Here is a 17,256-nt window from a genome sequence, read left to right on the forward strand (position 1 = left end):
TAAGCCACTTCAAAAGTGGCGGACTCAGCAGGATTCGAACCTGCGACCGCTCGGTTCGTAGCCGAGTACTCTATCCAGCTGAGCTATGAGTCCGTGGTTGGTATTTTTAGACCAGGTTACCACTGGTTATCTGAAGCAGCCTTGCAATCAAAGCCACTTCAAAAGTGGCGGACTCAGCAGGATTCGAACCTGCGACCGCTCGGTTCGTAGCCGAGTACTCTATCCAGCTGAGCTATGAGTCCGTGTCTTGCCGCGCATTATAGGCCGCTAAATCATTTTATCAAGAACTTTTTCGTTTAATTTCAACGACTTAAGTTTTTGACCTTTTCCGGCGACCTACGCAAATAATGGCGGTGAAGGGGGGATTCGAACCCCCGATACCCTTATGAGGTATACTCCCTTAGCAGGGGAGCGCCTTCGGCCACTCGGCCACCTCACCGCAACACGAGGCGAATATTAAACACACCCTTCCTCGTTTGCAACCCTTTTTTTGAAAAAAACTTCAAAAAAATTAAAGGCTTGGCTCTTCATCCTTCTCTTTCTTGATCCGCAGGTAGATTTCCTCGCGGTGAACAGCCACTTCCTTGGGCGCGCTAACGCCAATACGCACCTGGTTGCCTTTGACGCCCAGCACCGTCACGGTGATCTCACCATCGCCAATGATCAGGCTCTCGGCGCACCGGCGAGTCAGAATCAACATACATTTCTCCTTAATGATCTTTCAGGGACAACAGTCTTGGGTAAAGCAGGGCCTTGCCGGGGACAACGGCAAGAACCCTTGGCTTTGCCCGGAATGCGTTTGTGCGCTTTCTCGGGCAAGCCCTCAGGCCGGCAAAGGCACCTGGACAGGAGCGCCTCCAACAGCCAGAAACGCGAAGGGCGCGGCAAGCCGCGCCCCTCTGGGCAAGATGTTACTCGCTCTGTCGGGCAGGCGCGTCGAGCTCGAACGCGGTGTGCAGCGCACGAACGGCCAACTCCAGGTACTTCTCTTCGATCACCACCGAAACCTTGATTTCGGAGGTGGAGATCATCTGGATGTTGATGCTCTCCTTGGCCAGGGCTTCGAACATGCGGCTGGCGACACCTGCGTGGGAACGCATGCCGACACCGACGATGGAAACCTTGGCGATCTTGGTATCACCGATCACTTCACGCGCGCCGATTTCGCGGGCGGTGTTCTCCAGCACGCTCAGCGCCTTCTCGTACTCGTTGCGGTGTACGGTGAAGGTGAAGTCGGTGGTGTTATCGTGCGAGACGTTCTGCACGATCATGTCCACTTCGATGTTCGAAGCGCTGATCGGGCCGAGGATCTTGAACGCAACGCCCGGGGTATCCGGTACGCCACGAATGGTCAGCTTGGCCTCATCACGGTTGAAGGCGATACCGGAAATGATCGGCTGTTCCATGGATTCCTCTTCATCGATGGTAATGAGGGTACCCGGACCCTCCTTGAAGCTGTGCAGCACGCGCAGCGGAACGTTGTACTTGCCGGCGAACTCCACCGAGCGGATCTGCAGCACCTTGGAACCGAGGCTGGCCATTTCCAGCATCTCTTCGAAGGTGATCTTCTCCAGGCGCTGGGCTTGCGGCACAACGCGCGGGTCGGTGGTGTAGACGCCGTCGACGTCGGTGTAGATCTGGCACTCGTCGGCCTTCAGCGCCGCCGCCAGGGCCACGCCGGTGGTGTCCGAGCCGCCACGGCCCAGGGTGGTGATGTTGCCCTGCTCGTCGACGCCCTGGAAACCTGCAACCACAACCACGCGGCCGGCTTTCAGGTCGGCACGGATCTTCTGGTCATCGATCTGCAGGATGCGCGCCTTGTTGTGCGCACTGTCGGTGAGGATGCGCACCTGGTTGCCGGTGTACGACACCGCCTCCACGCCACGCTTCATCAGGGCCATGGCCAGCAGCGCGATGGTCACCTGCTCGCCGGTCGAAACGATCACGTCCAGCTCGCGTGGCTCCGGTTTGTCGGAGATCTGCTTGGCCAGGTCGATCAGGCGATTGGTTTCACCGCTCATGGCCGACAGCACAACCACCAGGTCGTCGCCCGACTCACGGAATTTCTTGACCTTGTCGGCTACCTGCTCGATCCGCTCGATGGAACCGACAGAGGTGCCGCCAAATTTCTGTACGATCAACGCCATTTCAAAGGTGCCTCGGCCCGCAAGGGGCCCCAAAAAACAATCCAACATGCGGGGCGGCGACCAGACCGCCGCCCCGGCATCTCAAAGTCCCTGCTCGGCGAACGGCACTGCCAGGGCCAGGGCATTGTCCAGCGCGGCGACGTCGACGCCACCACCCTGGGCCATGTCCGGGCGGCCACCGCCCTTGCCACCGACCGCTGCAGCGGCTTGTTTCATCAGGTCGCCAGCCTTGAGTTGGCCGGAGAGGTCCTTGGTCACGCCAGCCACCAGCACGACCTTGCCCTCATGCTCGCTGCCCAGCAGGATCACTGCGTGGCCGAGCTTGTTCTTCAGCTGATCGACGAGCGCCAGCAGGGCCTTGCCATCCTGCCCGTCCAGGCGGGCGGCGAGGACCTTGGCACCCTTGACCTCAACAGCCGCGTTGGAGAGATCATCCCCGGCGGCGCTGGCGGCCTTGGCCTGCAGCTGTTCCAGCTGCTTTTCCAGCTGGCGGTTGCGCTCGAGCACAGCCGACAGCTTGTCGATCAGGTTGTCACGGTTACCCTTGACCAGCTGCGCCGCTTCCTTGACCTGCTCTTCGGCAGCGTTCAGGTAAGCCAGCGCGGCAGCGCCGGTGACCGCTTCGATACGGCGCACGCCAGAGGCCACGCCGCCTTCGCTGATGATCTTGAACAGCGCGATGTCGCCGGTGCGCTTGGCATGAATGCCACCGCACAGCTCCACCGAGAAATCACCACCCATGCTCAACACGCGCACGGTGTCGCCGTACTTCTCGCCGAACAGCGCCATGGCGCCCTTGGCCTTGGCGGTCTCGATGTCGGTCAGTTCGGTTTGTACGGGGGTGTTGTTGCGCACTTCGCGGTTGACGATGTCTTCCAGGGCCTTGATCTGCTCAGGCTTGACCGCCTCGAAGTGGCTGAAGTCGAAACGCAGGCGCTGGCTGTCGACCAGCGAGCCCTTCTGCTGCACGTGCTCGCCCAGTACCTGGCGCAGCGCTTCGTGCAGCAGGTGGGTGGCCGAGTGGTTCAGCGAGGTGGCGTGCTGCACGTCGGCATCGACCTTCGCGTCGACTGGCGAGCCAATCACCAGCGCACCGCTGGCAACCACGCCGTGGTGCAGGAAGGCGCCGCCGGTCTTGGTGGTGTCACGCACATCGAAACGCGCGTTGCCGGCCTGCAGGTAGCCGGTGTCACCCACCTGGCCGCCGGATTCGGCGTAGAACGGGGTACGGTCCAGCACCACTACGCCCTGCTCGCCTTCGCCCAACTGGTCGACAGCCTGGCCGTCCTTGTACAGGGCGATGATCTTGCCCTGCCCTTCGGTGGCGTCGTAGCCGAGGAACTCGGTAGCGGTGTCGACCTTGACCAGGCTGTTGTAGTCCATGCCGAAGGCGCTGGCGGAACGGGCACGCTCGCGCTGGGCCTCCATTTCACGCTCGAAACCGGCTTCGTCGATGGTCAGCTCGCGCTCGCGGGCGATGTCGGCGGTCAGGTCCATGGGGAAGCCGTAGGTGTCGTACAGCTTGAACACCACGTCGCCCGGTACCACCTTGCCCTGCAGCTGGGCCAGGTCCTGCTCGAGGATGCGCAGGCCCTGCTCGAGGGTCTTGGCAAACTGCTCTTCTTCGGTTTTCAGCACGCGCTCGATATGCGCCTGCTGATTTTTAAGCTCGGGGAAGGCTTCGCCCATCTCGTTGACCAGCGCCGCCACCACCTTGTGGAAGAAGCTGCCGGTGGCGCCCAGCTTGTTGCCGTGACGGCAGGCGCGGCGAATGATACGGCGCAGCACGTAGCCACGGCCTTCGTTGGACGGCAGCACGCCGTCGGCGATCAAAAAGCCGCAGGAACGGATGTGGTCGGCCACCACTTTGAGCGACGACTGCTCTTCGTTGCGGCAGCCAATGGCTTGCGCGGCGGCGTCCAGCAGGCTCTTGAACAGGTCGATCTCGTAGTTCGAGTGCACGTGCTGCATCACCGCACTGATGCGCTCAAGGCCCATGCCGGTATCCACCGACGGCGCCGGCAGCGGGTGCAGGACACCGTCGGCGGTGCGGTTGAACTGCATGAAGACGTTGTTCCAGATCTCGATGTAGCGGTCGCCGTCTTCTTCCGGCGAGCCGGGCGGGCCACCCCAGATGTCGGCGCCGTGGTCATAGAAGATCTCGGTGCACGGGCCGCACGGGCCGGTGTCACCCATGGTCCAGAAGTTGTCGGAAGCGTACGGAGCGCCTTTGTTGTCGCCGATGCGCACCATGCGCTCGGCCGGCACGCCGACTTCCTTGGTCCAGATGTCGTAGGCCTCGTCGTCGCTAGCGTACACGGTGACCCACAGCTTCTCTTTGGGCAGGTTCAGCCACTTGTCGGAAGTCAGGAAGGTCCAGGCGAAGGTGATGGCATCGCGCTTGAAATAGTCGCCGAAGCTGAAGTTGCCCAGCATCTCGAAGAAGGTGTGGTGACGGGCGGTGTAGCCGACGTTTTCCAGGTCGTTGTGCTTGCCGCCGGCGCGTACGCACTTCTGGCTGCTGACCGCGCGGGTGTAGGCGCGCTTTTCCTGGCCGAGGAAGCAGTCCTTGAACTGGTTCATGCCGGCGTTGGTGAACAGCAGGGTCGGGTCATTGCCCGGGATCAGGGAGCTGGAGGCTACGCGAGTGTGCCCTTGCTCTTCGAAGAAGCGAAGGAAGGCTTCACGGATTTCTGCGCTTTTCATAGGTTCTTCCACGGAAACGGCGGCCACGTCGAATCGACGAAACGACGGCAAAGGGCCGCATTATATCGGTCCTGCAGTCTCGGTGCAGTGTGTTTATGCAATAGAAACCGTCGTTTGGGCGGTTTGTCAGGCTAAAGCAAAGGTAACGGCTTGATCGCGATGCTAAAGCCTGCCTTTCGCTACTGGCAAGCCTGTTGCGTCGCCGCAGGATGAAAATGGACTGTACGGTGAATCAAACCGGCTGGCTCGCCGCACGAAACAGGCGACGCATGTGCCTGCGCGCCGAGCAGAGGTGGTATCCAGGCACCCGTAGCACCTACGGCTGTGCGCCTAGGATCGGGTTTCACTTCAAAGAGGAAGCCTGCATGCAACTGGACCGGATCAGCATCAGCCACAACGGCCTTGCCAGCCACCTTGACACCCTGCCCTACCGCGACCACCTGCTGTCGGCCGCGCGCGAGGATCACTGCCTGCGCATCACAGCCCTTCAACAGGCCAGCGACCTTTCGGTGCAACCTTGCGCGGCGGGTGTTGAACTGCGTATCGGGGGTATTTGCTACGAAATGGCCCTGCCAGCGGAGCACACGCTACACATCAAGACCGGTAGCGGCAATGACCAGTTGATGGTGCAAACCTGGGCCGACTGCCAACTGGTACTGGAAACCGGCGAGGGCGATGACGAGATACGCCTGCACCGCGCCCCCTCAGCAGCCAGCGGCGGCAGCGTGGTGGTGGACGCAGGGCCAGGCAACGACGTCGTCGTTGCCGATGGCCAGCAAGACGTTGAAATCGACGCGGGTGCCGGCAATGACTTCATCAGCAGCAACGCCGCGCAAGCACTGCTGTATGCCGGCCCGGGCAATGACGGGCTGAAAGTGGAAGACGGGCGCGCTAACTTGGAAGCACTGGCCGGCAGCAACCGCATCGCTACCGGCACCCTGGATGCGCGTATCTATGCCAATCGCGGTGCCATCGGCGAAATAGACGGGTTCGATGCTCCGCTACTGTTCGAACCGGCCCAGCCCGGCTTGCCGCCAGCCTACGCGCAAACCTTCGACATCCAGGGCGACCGCCCCTATGTGGAAAAGGTCAGCCGCCAGCTGGACATGCTGCGAGCCAGCCCTGCCGCCTCGGTACTGCTCGCCGAACTGGTGGCCATGGGCGTCAAGGTGGCGATCACCTACACAGCGGTACTGGACAATGCCTTCGCCGGCTACGAGCCCAGCGAAGGCGATGCGCGGGTGCGCAACGGCCAACGCGGTGCTCGCATCCGTAACTGCAAGATCCTCTACAACCCGCTGGCCCATCGCTTCGGCACACCTTCACTGGTGATGCTCTACCACGAACTCTGCCACGTCTGGAACTACGCCACCGGCAGCGTGATCGGCGACGCAGAGCAGCAGACCGTAGGGCTTGCCACCGGCGTTGCCCCCTTCGACTTTGATGACGACCCGAATACACCGCCAATCGACACCAACCCGAAACCGTTCAACGAAAACGCCTTGCGTTACGAACTGGGCTTGCCACCGCGCACCCGCTACCGCTGACCGCCCTGATCAAGCCAGGCGCTCACCCGCGTCCGGCACCACCAGAATCCCCGCCCTGAGGCCATTGCGTACCTTGGGGTTGGGGAAAATGATCCGCGCGCCCTCCTCCTCCACCACCCAACGCATCTCGGCCAGGTCCTCGGCCAGCAGGTAGCCCTTGCTCAGCTCGGAGAAGTTCTCGATGTCCGCCGGCAGGTGCAGGTGGAAGTTGTCGCTGTGCTTGATGATCTCGCGGGCCACGCTGAACAACTTCAGGCCGTCGAGCGAGTCGCCGGTCTCAGGCTCGGTGCCTTCGATGATCTGAATGATGCGCGCTTCGAGCTTGTCCAGATTGACCTCGTCGTTCTGCCCGAATGGCCGCGCCTTGCCCAGTTCGAGGGTGAAGGCCTCGGCCTCAAGCTGCTCGTAGGTGAAGGCACTGAAGGTGATCGAAGACTTGCTCTGCAACAGCACCGCCTCCATCCCTGCCGCAGCCAGGCGAGCCAGCTCACGCCGGGAATGGGTGCGGCCCTCCTTGTAGGGGTACAAGGCGAACTGCTCGATCTTCGAGCCACGGATTGCGGTGTGCAGGTCGTAGTGCAGGCGGGTACGCTCGGGCTTGCTGAAGAACACCCGGGCAAATTGTTCGAGCTCCGCGGCGCGCAGCGCCTCGAAACCACTGGAAAGCTCGTGGCGGCCATTGAACAGGCGGTTGATGTCCTGCTCGATGTAGCGCTCGCCCTTGCGAATCGCCGCCGGGTTGCCAAACAGGAACAACACCCGCGCCCGGGGCTTGATCTTGCCATTAGCCACGCCATGCAACAGGCGCTCGAGCAGTTCGATCGGCGCTGTTTCGTTGCCATGGATGCCGGCAGACAGCAACAGGTCGAGGCCGCAATCCTCGCTTTCGGCCGGACGCACCTCGAGCGCGCCCTCCCCCAACCAGCGCAAACGCACGCCCCTGGGAGTCACTTGGGTCTTCTCGGCCGGTTCGTGATCGGTGAGGGTCAGCTCAAGCAGTTTGCCAAGGGCGAGCATAGGCGCTTCCTTAGTGGTGGTGGCCGCAGTCCGGGCCATGCACGTGGTCGTCATCGTCGCCGACTTCGGCCGGCTCCATTTCCAGCTGCAGGCTGACCAGGTTGGTGGCCATCGGGCGCAGCAGCAGGTTGGCGTACTCGGCGTCGCCTTCCTCGACATCCACACCAATCAGCAACTGACCGCGGCCGTCTTGCTGAATCCACACTTCCTTGCCTTGCCAGACCACGGCAAAGCGGGTGCAGGAGGTTTCCAGCTGGGTGCCGTCTTCATCTTCCAGGATCAGGCGCAGGGCGTCGGACATTGCAAAACTCTCTCTATCAAGGTTGGCGTTGGAACGGATACACCGAACCCAACTTGAGGATCTGGGTCAATTCATCCAGTGCGGTACGGCACTCTACCAGCAGTTGCGGGTCGGCCAGGTCCGCTTCGCCGAGGCGGTCGCGGTAGTGCTTGTCGACCCAATGCACCAGGGTGTCGTACAGCGGGGCGGTCATGATAACCCCTTGGTTGACCGCCGCCAGTTCCGATTCCTTCAGCGCCACGCGCAGACGCAGGCAGGCAGGGCCGCCGCCGTTTTGCATGCTCTGCTTGAGGTCGAACACCTTGACCTCCTTCACCGGCCCGCCCTGGCTGGTCAGTTGCGAAAGATAAGCCCATACGCGCTCGTTGTTGCGGCACTCTTCCGGCACCACCAGCAGCATCGAGCCGTCGTCGCGGCTGAGCAGTTGGCTGTTGAACAGGTAGGAGCGCACCGCATCTTCCACCGTGACCGCAGCACGCGGCACGCAAATGGCCTGGAAATGACCGCCCTTGCTGGCCAGTTTAGCCTGCAGTTGGCCAAGCACCGCGTCGGTGTCGAGGAAGGCGTCCTCGTGATAGAACAACACCTCGCCGTTGCCCACCGAGATCACATCGTTGTGGAACACGCCCTGGTCGATCACCGCCGGGTTCTGCTGAGCGTAGACCACCCCGCCCTCGCTCAGGCCATGCAGCCGGGCCACTGCCTGCGAGGCCTCGAGGGTTTGCCGCGCCGGGTACTTCTGCGGCGCCGGGTAGCGGCTGTCGAAGGCGCTGCGGCCATAGACGAAGAACTCGACCCCGGCCTCGCCATAGCTGCGGCAGAAACGCGTGTGGTTGGCCGCGCCCTCGTCACCGAACTGCGCCACCGCCGGCAGCGCCTGGTGGTGGGCAAATACCTGCTGGTCATTGAACATCGCCTGCAGCACACGGCTGGTGGTCGGGTGCTCGATACTGCGGTGGTACTTGCAGTTGAGGTTGGCAGCAGTGAAATGCACGCGCCCGTCTGCGGTGTCGGCACTGGGGCTGACGGTGGCGGCGTTGGCCACCCACATGCTCGAGGCCGAGCAACTGGCCACCAGCAGCGGCATGGCGTCTTTCGCCGCGCGCTGGATCACCTCGGCATCCGACCCGGTGAAGCCCAGGCGGCGCAGCGCGGCCACATCCGGGCGCTCCTGCGGCGCCAGTACGCCCTGCTGGAAGCCCATTTCCATCAGCGCCTTCATTTTCGCCAGGCCCTGGCGCGCCGCCTCGCGCGGGCTGGAGCCCTGCTGGCTGTTGCTCTGCGAGGCCACGTTGCCGTACGACAGGCCGCCGTAGTTGTGGGTCGGCCCCACCAGGCCATCAAAATTCACTTCGTAGGATTTCATCGGCTAGGCTCCGAGACCTGTTGTTATAGGGTGACGCCCGGCGTCAGGGTCGCCGGTAATGCAAGGCTGGCGGTCTCCAGCGATGCCACGGGGTAAGCGCAGTAGTCGGCCGCGTAGTAGGCGCTGGCGCGGTGGTTGCCGCTGGCGCCAACGCCTCCGAACGGCGCGCTGCTGGCGGCGCCGGTCAGTTGCTTGTTCCAGTTGACGATGCCGGCGCGGCTGCGCAGCCAGAAGTGCTGGTAGCGGGCGTTGGAGTCCGACAGCAGCCCGGCGGCCAGGCCGTACTGGGTATTGTTGGCTTCATTGATGGCGGCGTCGAAGTCGGCATAGCGGATCACCTGCAGCAGCGGGCCGAAGAATTCTTCGTCCGGGCGCCCGGCCACCGCGGTCACATCGATGATGCCCGGGGTCAGCAAGGCGGCAGTGGCCTGGGGCTGGGTCATGTCCAGCAGCGCCACGGCTCCCTTGCCAAGCAACTCGCGCTGGGCCGCCAGCAAAGCCTGGGCAGCCTGCAGCGAGATCACCGAGCCCATGAACGGCGCCGGTTGCTGGTCGAAGGCACCCACGCTGATGGTGCGGCTGACCTCGACCAGGCGCGCGATCAGCTGGTCACCCCAGGCACCTTGCGGCACCAGCAGGCGGCGGGCGCAGGTGCAGCGCTGGCCGGCCGAGATGAACGCCGATTGGATGATGGTGTACACCGCCGCGTCCAGGTCCTTGACCTCATCCACCACCAGCGGGTTGTTGCCACCCATTTCCAGCGCGAGGATCTTGTCCGGGCGCCCGGCGAACTGCTGGTGCAGCAGGTTGCCGGTGCGGCTGGAGCCGGTGAAGAACAAACCGTCGATACCTGTATTGGCCGCCAGCGCCACGCCGGTTTCGCGGGCGCCCTGCACCAGGTTGAGCACCCCGGCCGGCAGCCCGGCCTCGGCCCAGCACTGCACCGTCAGCTCGGCGACCTTCGGCGTCAGCTCGCTGGGCTTGAACACCACGCAGTTGCCCGCCAGCAGCGCCGGCACGATATGCCCGTTGGGCAGGTGGCCGGGGAAGTTGTAGGGGCCGAACACCGCCACCACGCCGTGAGGCTTGTGCCGCAGTACCGCCGTGGCATCGGCCAGCGGGCCGCTCTTCTCGCCAGTACGTTCGCGGTAACTCTGCACCGAGATCGCCACCTTGTTGACCATGCTGGTGACTTCGGTGGCCGACTCCCACAGCGGCTTGCCGGTTTCCTCACCGATGCAGCGCGCCAATTCATCAGCACGCGCCTTGAGTTTGCCGGCGAAGGCTTCCAGCACGCTGATGCGTGCCTCCAGGCTCAATTGCGCCCAGGCCGGGAACGCCTCGCGGGCTGCACTGACTGCAGCCTCCACCTGGCCGGCATCAGCGCCCTGCCCCGCCCAGACCACCGCCTGGGTGACCGGGTTCAGCGACTGCAGCGCCTCGCCTTTGCCTGCGAGCCATTGCCCTGCGATGTAGTGCGTGGTCATTTACTGGGCCTCCCGGGCGGCGGTCAGCGGCACGGCGCGCACGTTGTCGCCGGCGCCCATGCGCAGGCGCTTGGCGGTCAGCGGGTCGACCACCAGGGTGCCGGCCGCCAGGCGCGCAGGCGCGGCGGTAATGCGGCAGTCCTCGCGCTTGCGGTTGTGGATGATGTACGGGGTGGCGTCATCGCCCGGCGTGCCCACGGCCAGCACCAGGGTTTCGCTCTCGCGCACCGCGCGAATCTTCGCGGTCTCGCACTCGATGGCCGGGCCTGCGTCGAAGATGTCGACAAACCCTTGATAGTTGAAGCCCTCACGCTTGAGCATCGCCAGCGCAGGCTCGGTGTCGGTGTGCACGCGGCCGATCACGCTGCGCGCAGCTTCCGACAGGAAGCAGGTGTACAGCGGGAACTTGGGCATCAGCTCGGCGATGAACGACTTGTTGCCCACCCCGGTGAGGTAGTCGGCCTGGCTGAACTCCATCTTGAAGAAATGCCGGCCCAGGCTCTCCCAGAACGGCGAACGGCCGGCCTCATCGGACATGCCGCGCATCTCGGCGATGAGCTTCTTGCCGAACAGGTCGGGGAATTCGGCAATGAACAGCATGCGCGACTTCGACAGCAGGTGGCCGTTGCGCCCGCTGCGGTAGTCGCTGCGCAGGAACAGCGAACACAGCTCGGAGTTGCCGGTCAGGTCGTTGGCCAAGAACAGCGTGGGGATCTCGCGGTAGATGTTCAGCTCTTGCGAGGCGCTGACGGTCAGGCCAACGCGGTAGTTGTACCAGGGCTCGCGCAGGCCGACGGCGCCGGCGATAGCGCTGATGCCAACTACCAGGCCTTCGTCGTTTTCCAGCACGAACAGGTAGTCGGTGTCGCCGCGCTCGGCTTCGCCACGGAAGCTCTTCTCGGCCCAGCCGACGCGCCGTGCCAGGCGCTCTTCGTTGGCCGGCAAGGTGGTCAGGCCGGTGGTGCCAGTGCTGCGGGCCAGCTCGATCAGCGCGGGTAAATCGCTGCTGCGTACGGGACGAACGATCATGCTATCTCCTTGTGCGGCGGGCCTGGCCTGCCGCGAAACTCACTGTTGCGACTCGCCTGCGGCGAACCCTCAGACCGCCACCAGGCGCACGCTGGCGCCTTCACCCACACCCAGCGCCTCGACGGCCTCGCTGCTCAGGCTGACCGGTTTGCCCGGCACCCAGTCCAGCTCCAGCAGCACTGCGCGGTAATCCTGCAACTGGCCGTTGCACACCAGGTACGGGCGCCCGCCCTTGACCGGCGTGTCGTCGACTTTCACCGGCACCACGCGGCTCTGGGCGATCGAGCGAATGCTCGAGGCGCGCGCGTGCAGGGTCGGGCCACCGTCGAAGATGTCGATGTAGTGCTCGGTCTCGAAGCCTTCACGCATGAGGATGTCGAAGGTGATCTGCGCACGCGGGTGCACCTGGCCCATGGCTTCCTGGGCGGCGTCGTCCAGCAGCGGCACGTAGATCGGGTAGTGCGGCATCAGCTCGGCGAGGAAGGTGCGGCTTTTCAGCCCGCACAGACGCTCGGCGTCGGCGTAGTTGAGGTCGAAGAAGTTGCGCCCGATGGCATCCCAGAACGGCGACTCGCCCTGCTCGTCGCTGTAGCCGACGATTTCGGTCACCACCGAATCGGCGAAGCGCTCGGGGTGCGCCGCCATGAACAGCAGGCGCCCGCGCGAGTTGAGCTCGGCCCAGCCGCTGTTCACCAGCTCCGGCAGCACGTAGAAGCTGGTCAAAAGGCTGTTGCCGGTGAGGTCGTGGCACAGCGACAGCACGTGGATCTTGTTGTGGATCTTAAGCTCCCGGGAGGCGTGCACGAAGGTCTCGTTACGAAAGCTGTAGAACGGCTCGGAATAACCCGCCGAGGCGACGATGGCCGAGCAGCCGGCCAGCTTGCCGCTGACGCTGTCTTCGAGCACAAAGAAGTAGCTCTCCTCGCCGTTGAAGCTCACTTCGGCGGCGAAGGAGGTTTCCGAGGCGGCGATCTTGTCGCCCAGGCGGCCGGCGTCGTCCGGCAGCGAGGTGACACCAACGGGGCTGTCGGCAGCCATGCGCTGCACTTCGTTCAGATCCGCCATTTGCGCGGGGCGCATCACCAGCATGGTGTCACTCCTTTCGGGATAGCGTGCCGCTCACTTCGGCACGGAAAAACTGCGGGCACGCGCCACTACCTGCAAGCAGGTGCCCGCATTGGAATTCAGGTATCGCCGGCCCGTCGCGGAGCCGGCGAAAGGGCCGATCAGGCCTTGGTCAGCTGCGCCACGGCGCGCTCGAAGCGGTCCAGGCCTTCGTCGATATCGGCATCTTCGACGACAAGACTCGGGGCGAAGCGCACCACGTCCGGGCCGGCCTGCAGCACCATCACGCCCTCTTTCTCAGCGGCGTTGAGCACATCCTTGGCCTTGCCGACCCAGGCTTGGCTGAGCACGCAGCCGATCAGCAGGCCGACGCCACGCACCTGGGTGAACAGGCCGTACTGCTGGCCGATCTGCTCCAGGCGGGTCTTGAAGCGCTCGTGCTTGGCCTTGATGCCGGCCAGGGTCTCTGGGGTGTTGATCACGTCCAGCACGGCGCAAGCCACGGCGCAGCCCAGCGGGTTGCCGCCGTAGGTGGTGCCGTGGGTGCCGACGGCCAGGTGCTTGGCCAGCTCGCTGGTGGTCAGCATGGCGCCGATCGGGAAGCCGCCGCCCAGGCTCTTGGCGCTGGTCAGGATGTCCGGGGTCACGCCGTAGTGCTGGTAGGCATACAGCGAGCCGGTGCGGCCAACGCCGGTCTGCACTTCGTCGAAGATCAGCAGGGCGTTGTGCTCGTCACACAGCTTGCGCGCGCCTTCCAGATAAGCCTTGTCGGCCGGTACCACACCGCTCTCGCCCTGGATCGGCTCGATCACCACGGCGCAGGTCTTGTCGCTGATCTGTGCTTTCAGCGCTTCCAGGTCGTTGTACGGCACATGGCTGATGCCGGTGATCTTCGGGCCGAAACCGTCGGAGTACTTCGGCTGGCCACCGACGCTGACGGTGAACAAGGTTCGGCCGTGGAAGCTGTTCACGGTGGCGATGATTTCGTGCTTTTCAGGGCCGAAGCGGTCGTGGGCGACACGCCGGGCCAGCTTGAAGGCGGCCTCGTTGGATTCGGCGCCGGAGTTGCAGAAGAACGCGCGGTCGGCAAAGGTAGCGTCCACCAGCTTGTGGGCCAGGCGCAGGGCCGGCTCGTTGGTGAACACGTTGGAGACGTGCCAGAGGGTGTTGGCCTGCTCGGTCAGCGCCTTGACCAGCGCCGGGTGGCAGTGGCCCAGGGCATTCACCGCGATGCCGCCGGCAAAGTCGATCAGCTCGCGGCCCGACTGGTCCCACACTCGGGAACCCTCGCCTCGCACAGGAATGAAGGCCGCCGGCGAATAGTTGGGGACCATCACCTGGTCGAAATCGGCACGTTGCACCGGGGCTTGCTCAACGGACATCTGAGTCTCCTGAAGAGGAACGCTGGCCTGGAAGTGGCGAGCGATGGGGGGATTGTAAGGACTGATCGGCGCCTGTCCTTGCTGCCAGGCGACAACTTGTTACAGCGCCAAACCCTGTTTTACCAAGGCTTTCGGCAATGCGACAAACACTGTCGCAATCGCGCAGTGTAACGTTGCTCCCACACCCTTTGGAAAAAATCCGGCAGCCAGAAGCCGCCTGGCTTAGTTGCCGCCAGAAGACCCCTCCTACACTCATCAAAGAACCTGCCTACGCACGAAATCCATCAGTCCTGCATCCCTCGCGAACAGCCCTCTCTAGCATGGCCGCCAGACGCACATTCGAGCGCCAACTGGTAAAAATTCATGTCACGGAGCGCCCCATGCGCCTTGATTTCGCCCGATTGATCATGCGGTCAAACACCGCCCCGCTGCAGCGCAGCGAACTGACCCTGGAACAGCTGCAGCCCTTTCTCGAGACCAACGCCCCGCCCGCACTGGCACACGAAGCCCTGGCGACCAGCCAGTACCATGTGAGCTGCCGCGAGGCCGGCATCGACGACGGCAGGCGCTACTTCCAGTACCACATCGAGGGTGAGCGGGCCGGCCTTTGCGGCTACCACCAACGCCGCTGCGACCCGCCCCACGTAGTCTGGGGCGGGTTCTTCATTGCCAGCCGCAGGCTGTCTGGCGCCATGAAGATGCGCATGCAATTCGATACCCTGCGGCATATCCTCCAGCACACCCATGCCAACCAAGGCTATGTGGAAACCTACGCCGCACCTGGCAAAAGCAACATGTACGCCATCTGGGCAAAGCTTGGCGCAGTCGAAAGCGGCACACTGAAGGACTTCTACGGCCCCGGCAGCGACATGCGCATTCAGTGCATCGACCTGCAGGCGCTGCGCACCAGCCTCGGCGCCAGGCATTGCGCGCCATGAGCGCGCGCATTGCGCTGGTCTATGTCGAAGCCGGGTTCGGCCCACAGGTCATGGCTCGGCGCCTGGAGGCAAGCCTGGCCACGGCGGGTCATGCCAGCTGCGTCATTTCTTTGCGCCAGCTGATACCGCCGTGGCTGCACGCCCTTTTGCTGGACCAGTACCGCAACGAGTGCCAGCAGCAGCGCGACTCCTTAAGCCGCTGGCACCTTCAACCCTGGCGATTCGCCTGGCTGTATCGCGCACTCGGCCTGCTGCACAGGCCAACCCCGGCAGCACGCCACAGCCTGAGCCGGGTACGCGTGGTGATGGCCACCAGCTACCTGGCCGCGTTTTTCCTGATCGAACTGCGTCGGCGCCTAGGGCTGCAATTCAAAGTCGTGGGCCTGCTCGGCGACTATTGCACCTCTGCTGGCTGGCGCCTGCCTGTGGACGCACTGGTGACGCCACGCCTGGTAAGCAACGCCACCCTCGACTGGTTGCGGGCACGCAATATCACGCTGCTGCCACTGGGTATTCCATTAGACGAACACGAACACCACCCGGCCCCCGAGGCCGGCCACCTGCTGGTCACTGGCGGGGGGTGGGGGCTCGGTGGCGCCTATGACTGCCTCGAACACGCGCTGCAGCACTGCGCCGTGAGGCGAGTCACCGCACTCTGCGGCGACAACCCCACCCTGCTCGAACACCTCAGGCAACGCCATGCCTGCTCGATAAAAGCTGGCCGCCTGCTGCTGCTGCCCTCACAGCCAAACCTCGGCCCACTCTACGCCAGCAGTTGGGCGGTGCTCTCCAAGCCTGGCGGGCTGACCTTGAGCGAGGCTGCGCAACACGGCTGCCCACTGTTGCTGGCCACGCCGATCACCGAACACGAACGGCGCAATGCCGTCCATTTTCTGACCCACGGGGCAGCACTGGATGCAACCACCCCCCAGAAACTGGCTGAAGCATTGAGCAGCCTGGCCCACAAACGCACACAACTGAGCGACAGCGCCCGCTCACTGATTGACACCACCGCAACCCGAACCATCACCTCAAACCTGCTGACCCTGGAGCAAGCTTTCAATGTGGACGACTGATGTAACCCGCCCCGTACCCAGCAATATCGCGCGGCAGCACTTTCTGCAGCGCAATGCCGACTACATGGCGCGCTACCGACAACGCGCCGACCAACTCAAGGCAGCGATCCAGGCCTTCGCCAGCACTGGCGAGGTGCACAGCCAAGGCATCTCGAAAATTTCCCTCAAGCTGCTCAGCGCCTGCAACCTGCGGTGCTCCATGTGCTTCCAGTGGCGCGAGGATGGGCTCGACCACGAGGGTGCAAAAGGCTTTCACCGCAACCTCAAGAAAACCCGCCTGGATTTCGACGAGTGCCGGCACTTGTTCGATTTCGTTCGCAAGCACCCCTGCGAAGTCGTGCTGACAGGCGGCGAACCGATGCTGCACCCACAGTTTTCCCTGTTCGTTCAGGCCTTGGCAGAGGCAGGCTGCCACATGGTGATCTGCACCAATGGCACGCTACTGGACAAGCATTTCGATACCCTGAGCCGCTATCACGACCGCCTGGCCTTCCTGATTTCGATCGACGGCCCCAAGGCTGTGCACGATGGCATCCGAGGCGACGGCTACCACGCAGTGACCACCGGGGCGATCCGCCGCCTGGCCGAGGCCAAGCGTGACGGCCTGAAATGGATCGTCGGCGTAGAGTCGACATTGCTTGCCAGCAACATGCTGCATAGCGAAACCGTCATCGAGGAGTGTGCAGCCATGGGGGTCGACTGGATGGTGTTCAACCACCTGTGGATAGCCAACCCTGAAGCCCGGGTGCAGTTCAGCCAGTTATGCACCGAGCACGGCACACAGGCGCAATCTGCCGAGGGTTACGACCTCGGCCATTTCGATGACAACTATGTGGAGATGGTCAACAGCACACTGGCGCGTATCCAGGCCCACCCAAGCCCGATCCCGGTACTGGTCAGCCCGAACCTTGCGCCGCAGCAGCTACAGGACTACTACCAGGGCCGCTACCGCCCAGAGAACCCCTACTACAAGATGGGCGTGAAGCTGGACATCGACATCGACGGGCGAGTGGTGATGACCAAGCAGTTCCCGGAAATCTCATTCGGCAACATCATCGACCAACCCATCGAGCAGATCGTTGGCTCGGCGCTTTACAAACGTACGGCGCGCGAACTGCTGCACCGCCCCCTCGACATCCTCGCCGCATGCCCGGACATGCACAACCTGCGTGTCGACAAAGCCCCCTGAGCGCCG

General features: G+C 63.6%; 14 protein-coding genes and 3 tRNA genes. 4 read left to right on the forward strand and 13 right to left on the reverse strand.

Translation table 11 applies throughout. The features are described 5' to 3' along the window. Positions 1-16 precede the first annotated feature (16 nt). From ACI2KK_RS01675 to alaS, 6 genes are all read right to left on the reverse strand, one after another. A tRNA-Arg gene (locus ACI2KK_RS01675) sits at positions 17-93 on the reverse strand. A gap of 72 nt (positions 94-165) precedes the next feature. Then, positions 166-242: transfer RNA gene (locus ACI2KK_RS01680), tRNA-Arg, on the reverse strand. Positions 243-348: 106 nt separating this feature from the next. Next, positions 349-439, reverse strand: a tRNA-Ser gene (locus tag ACI2KK_RS01685). Between the two features lie 72 nt (positions 440-511). Then, positions 512-700, reverse strand: coding sequence for a carbon storage regulator CsrA (gene csrA / locus ACI2KK_RS01690; protein ID WP_003254503.1), 189 nt, complete (start codon positions 698-700; stop codon positions 512-514). A gap of 211 nt (positions 701-911) precedes the next feature. Further along, positions 912-2,147 carry an aspartate kinase gene (locus ACI2KK_RS01695; RefSeq protein WP_217839707.1) on the reverse strand — a complete coding sequence of 412 codons (1,236 nt, stop codon included), beginning with the start codon at positions 2,145-2,147 and terminating at the stop codon, positions 912-914. 81 nt (positions 2,148-2,228) lie between these two features. Beyond that, entirely contained in the window at positions 2,229-4,853 is a 2,625-nt protein-coding gene (alaS, locus tag ACI2KK_RS01700; RefSeq protein WP_404667633.1) for an alanine--tRNA ligase, read from the reverse strand. Positions 4,854-5,218: 365 nt separating this feature from the next. Here alaS and ACI2KK_RS01705 point away from each other — a divergent pair, with 365 nt between their 5' ends. Beyond that, positions 5,219-6,400 carry a M91 family zinc metallopeptidase gene (locus tag ACI2KK_RS01705; protein ID WP_404667634.1) on the forward strand — a complete coding sequence of 394 codons (1,182 nt, stop codon included), beginning with the start codon at positions 5,219-5,221 and terminating at the stop codon, positions 6,398-6,400. Positions 6,401-6,409: 9 nt separating this feature from the next. Here ACI2KK_RS01705 and astE read toward each other — a convergent pair whose 3' ends face one another. From astE to ACI2KK_RS01740, 7 genes are all read right to left on the reverse strand, one after another. Further along, positions 6,410-7,417 (reverse strand): succinylglutamate desuccinylase, encoded by a 1,008-nt coding sequence (astE, locus tag ACI2KK_RS01710; RefSeq protein WP_404667635.1) that lies wholly within the window; start codon positions 7,415-7,417, stop codon positions 6,410-6,412. Positions 7,418-7,427: 10 nt separating this feature from the next. After that, entirely contained in the window at positions 7,428-7,718 is a 291-nt protein-coding gene (locus ACI2KK_RS01715; protein WP_404667636.1) for a topoisomerase II, read from the reverse strand. Positions 7,719-7,734: 16 nt separating this feature from the next. Further along, positions 7,735-9,084, reverse strand: coding sequence for an N-succinylarginine dihydrolase (gene astB / locus ACI2KK_RS01720; RefSeq protein ID WP_404667637.1), 1,350 nt, complete (start codon positions 9,082-9,084; stop codon positions 7,735-7,737). Between the two features lie 23 nt (positions 9,085-9,107). After that, on the reverse strand, positions 9,108-10,571 hold the full coding sequence (astD, locus tag ACI2KK_RS01725) for a succinylglutamate-semialdehyde dehydrogenase (RefSeq protein WP_404667638.1): 1,464 nt from the start codon (positions 10,569-10,571) through the stop codon (positions 9,108-9,110). Then, the gene (gene astA / locus ACI2KK_RS01730) at positions 10,572-11,600 is read right to left on the reverse strand and encodes an arginine N-succinyltransferase (protein ID WP_404667639.1); all 1,029 of its coding nucleotides are present in this window, start codon (positions 11,598-11,600) and stop codon (positions 10,572-10,574) included. A 69-nt stretch (positions 11,601-11,669) separates the two neighbouring features. Then, positions 11,670-12,689: an arginine/ornithine succinyltransferase subunit alpha gene (gene aruF, locus ACI2KK_RS01735; RefSeq protein ID WP_404667640.1), complete on the reverse strand. Its 1,020-nt coding sequence runs from the start codon at positions 12,687-12,689 to the stop codon at positions 11,670-11,672. Positions 12,690-12,826: 137 nt separating this feature from the next. Further along, positions 12,827-14,047: an aspartate aminotransferase family protein gene (locus ACI2KK_RS01740; protein ID WP_369987486.1), complete on the reverse strand. Its 1,221-nt coding sequence runs from the start codon at positions 14,045-14,047 to the stop codon at positions 12,827-12,829. 407 nt (positions 14,048-14,454) lie between these two features. Between ACI2KK_RS01740 and ACI2KK_RS01745 the strand changes: the two genes are divergently transcribed. From ACI2KK_RS01745 to ACI2KK_RS01755, 3 genes are read left to right on the forward strand one after another with little or no spacing between them, the layout of a single operon-like run. After that, a complete protein-coding gene (locus ACI2KK_RS01745; RefSeq protein ID WP_404667641.1) occupies positions 14,455-14,985 on the forward strand; it encodes a hypothetical protein in 531 nt (176 codons plus the stop codon). Next, positions 14,982-16,061, forward strand: a complete 1,080-nt coding sequence (locus ACI2KK_RS01750; RefSeq protein ID WP_404667642.1) for a hypothetical protein — start codon at positions 14,982-14,984, stop codon at positions 16,059-16,061. Before ACI2KK_RS01745 ends, ACI2KK_RS01750 begins: the two co-directional genes overlap by 4 nt. Continuing rightward, on the forward strand, positions 16,048-17,250 hold the full coding sequence (locus ACI2KK_RS01755; protein WP_404667643.1) for a radical SAM protein: 1,203 nt from the start codon (positions 16,048-16,050) through the stop codon (positions 17,248-17,250). Before ACI2KK_RS01750 ends, ACI2KK_RS01755 begins: the two co-directional genes overlap by 14 nt. Positions 17,251-17,256 lie beyond the last annotated feature (6 nt).

It is taken from the genome of Pseudomonas sp. NPDC089406 (assembly GCF_044900265.1).
Taxonomy (GTDB): domain Bacteria; phylum Pseudomonadota; class Gammaproteobacteria; order Pseudomonadales; family Pseudomonadaceae; genus Aquipseudomonas; species Aquipseudomonas fakonensis.

Coding starts and splice junctions, on each gene's coding strand:
- csrA (WP_003254503.1), bottom strand. CDS start 700: ATGTTGATTCTGACTCGCCGGTGCGCCGAGAGCCTGATCATTGGCGAT.
- ACI2KK_RS01695 (WP_217839707.1), bottom strand. CDS start 2,147: ATGGCGTTGATCGTACAGAAATTTGGCGGCACCTCTGTCGGTTCCATC.
- alaS (WP_404667633.1), bottom strand. CDS start 4,853: ATGAAAAGCGCAGAAATCCGTGAAGCCTTCCTTCGCTTCTTCGAAGAG.
- ACI2KK_RS01705 (WP_404667634.1), top strand. CDS start 5,219: ATGCAACTGGACCGGATCAGCATCAGCCACAACGGCCTTGCCAGCCAC.
- astE (WP_404667635.1), bottom strand. CDS start 7,417: ATGCTCGCCCTTGGCAAACTGCTTGAGCTGACCCTCACCGATCACGAA.
- ACI2KK_RS01715 (WP_404667636.1), bottom strand. CDS start 7,718: ATGTCCGACGCCCTGCGCCTGATCCTGGAAGATGAAGACGGCACCCAG.
- astB (WP_404667637.1), bottom strand. CDS start 9,084: ATGAAATCCTACGAAGTGAATTTTGATGGCCTGGTGGGGCCGACCCAC.
- astD (WP_404667638.1), bottom strand. CDS start 10,571: ATGACCACGCACTACATCGCAGGGCAATGGCTCGCAGGCAAAGGCGAG.
- astA (WP_404667639.1), bottom strand. CDS start 11,600: ATGATCGTTCGTCCCGTACGCAGCAGCGATTTACCCGCGCTGATCGAG.
- aruF (WP_404667640.1), bottom strand. CDS start 12,689: ATGCTGGTGATGCGCCCCGCGCAAATGGCGGATCTGAACGAAGTGCAG.
- ACI2KK_RS01740 (WP_369987486.1), bottom strand. CDS start 14,047: ATGTCCGTTGAGCAAGCCCCGGTGCAACGTGCCGATTTCGACCAGGTG.
- ACI2KK_RS01745 (WP_404667641.1), top strand. CDS start 14,455: ATGCGGTCAAACACCGCCCCGCTGCAGCGCAGCGAACTGACCCTGGAA.
- ACI2KK_RS01750 (WP_404667642.1), top strand. CDS start 14,982: ATGAGCGCGCGCATTGCGCTGGTCTATGTCGAAGCCGGGTTCGGCCCA.
- ACI2KK_RS01755 (WP_404667643.1), top strand. CDS start 16,048: ATGTGGACGACTGATGTAACCCGCCCCGTACCCAGCAATATCGCGCGG.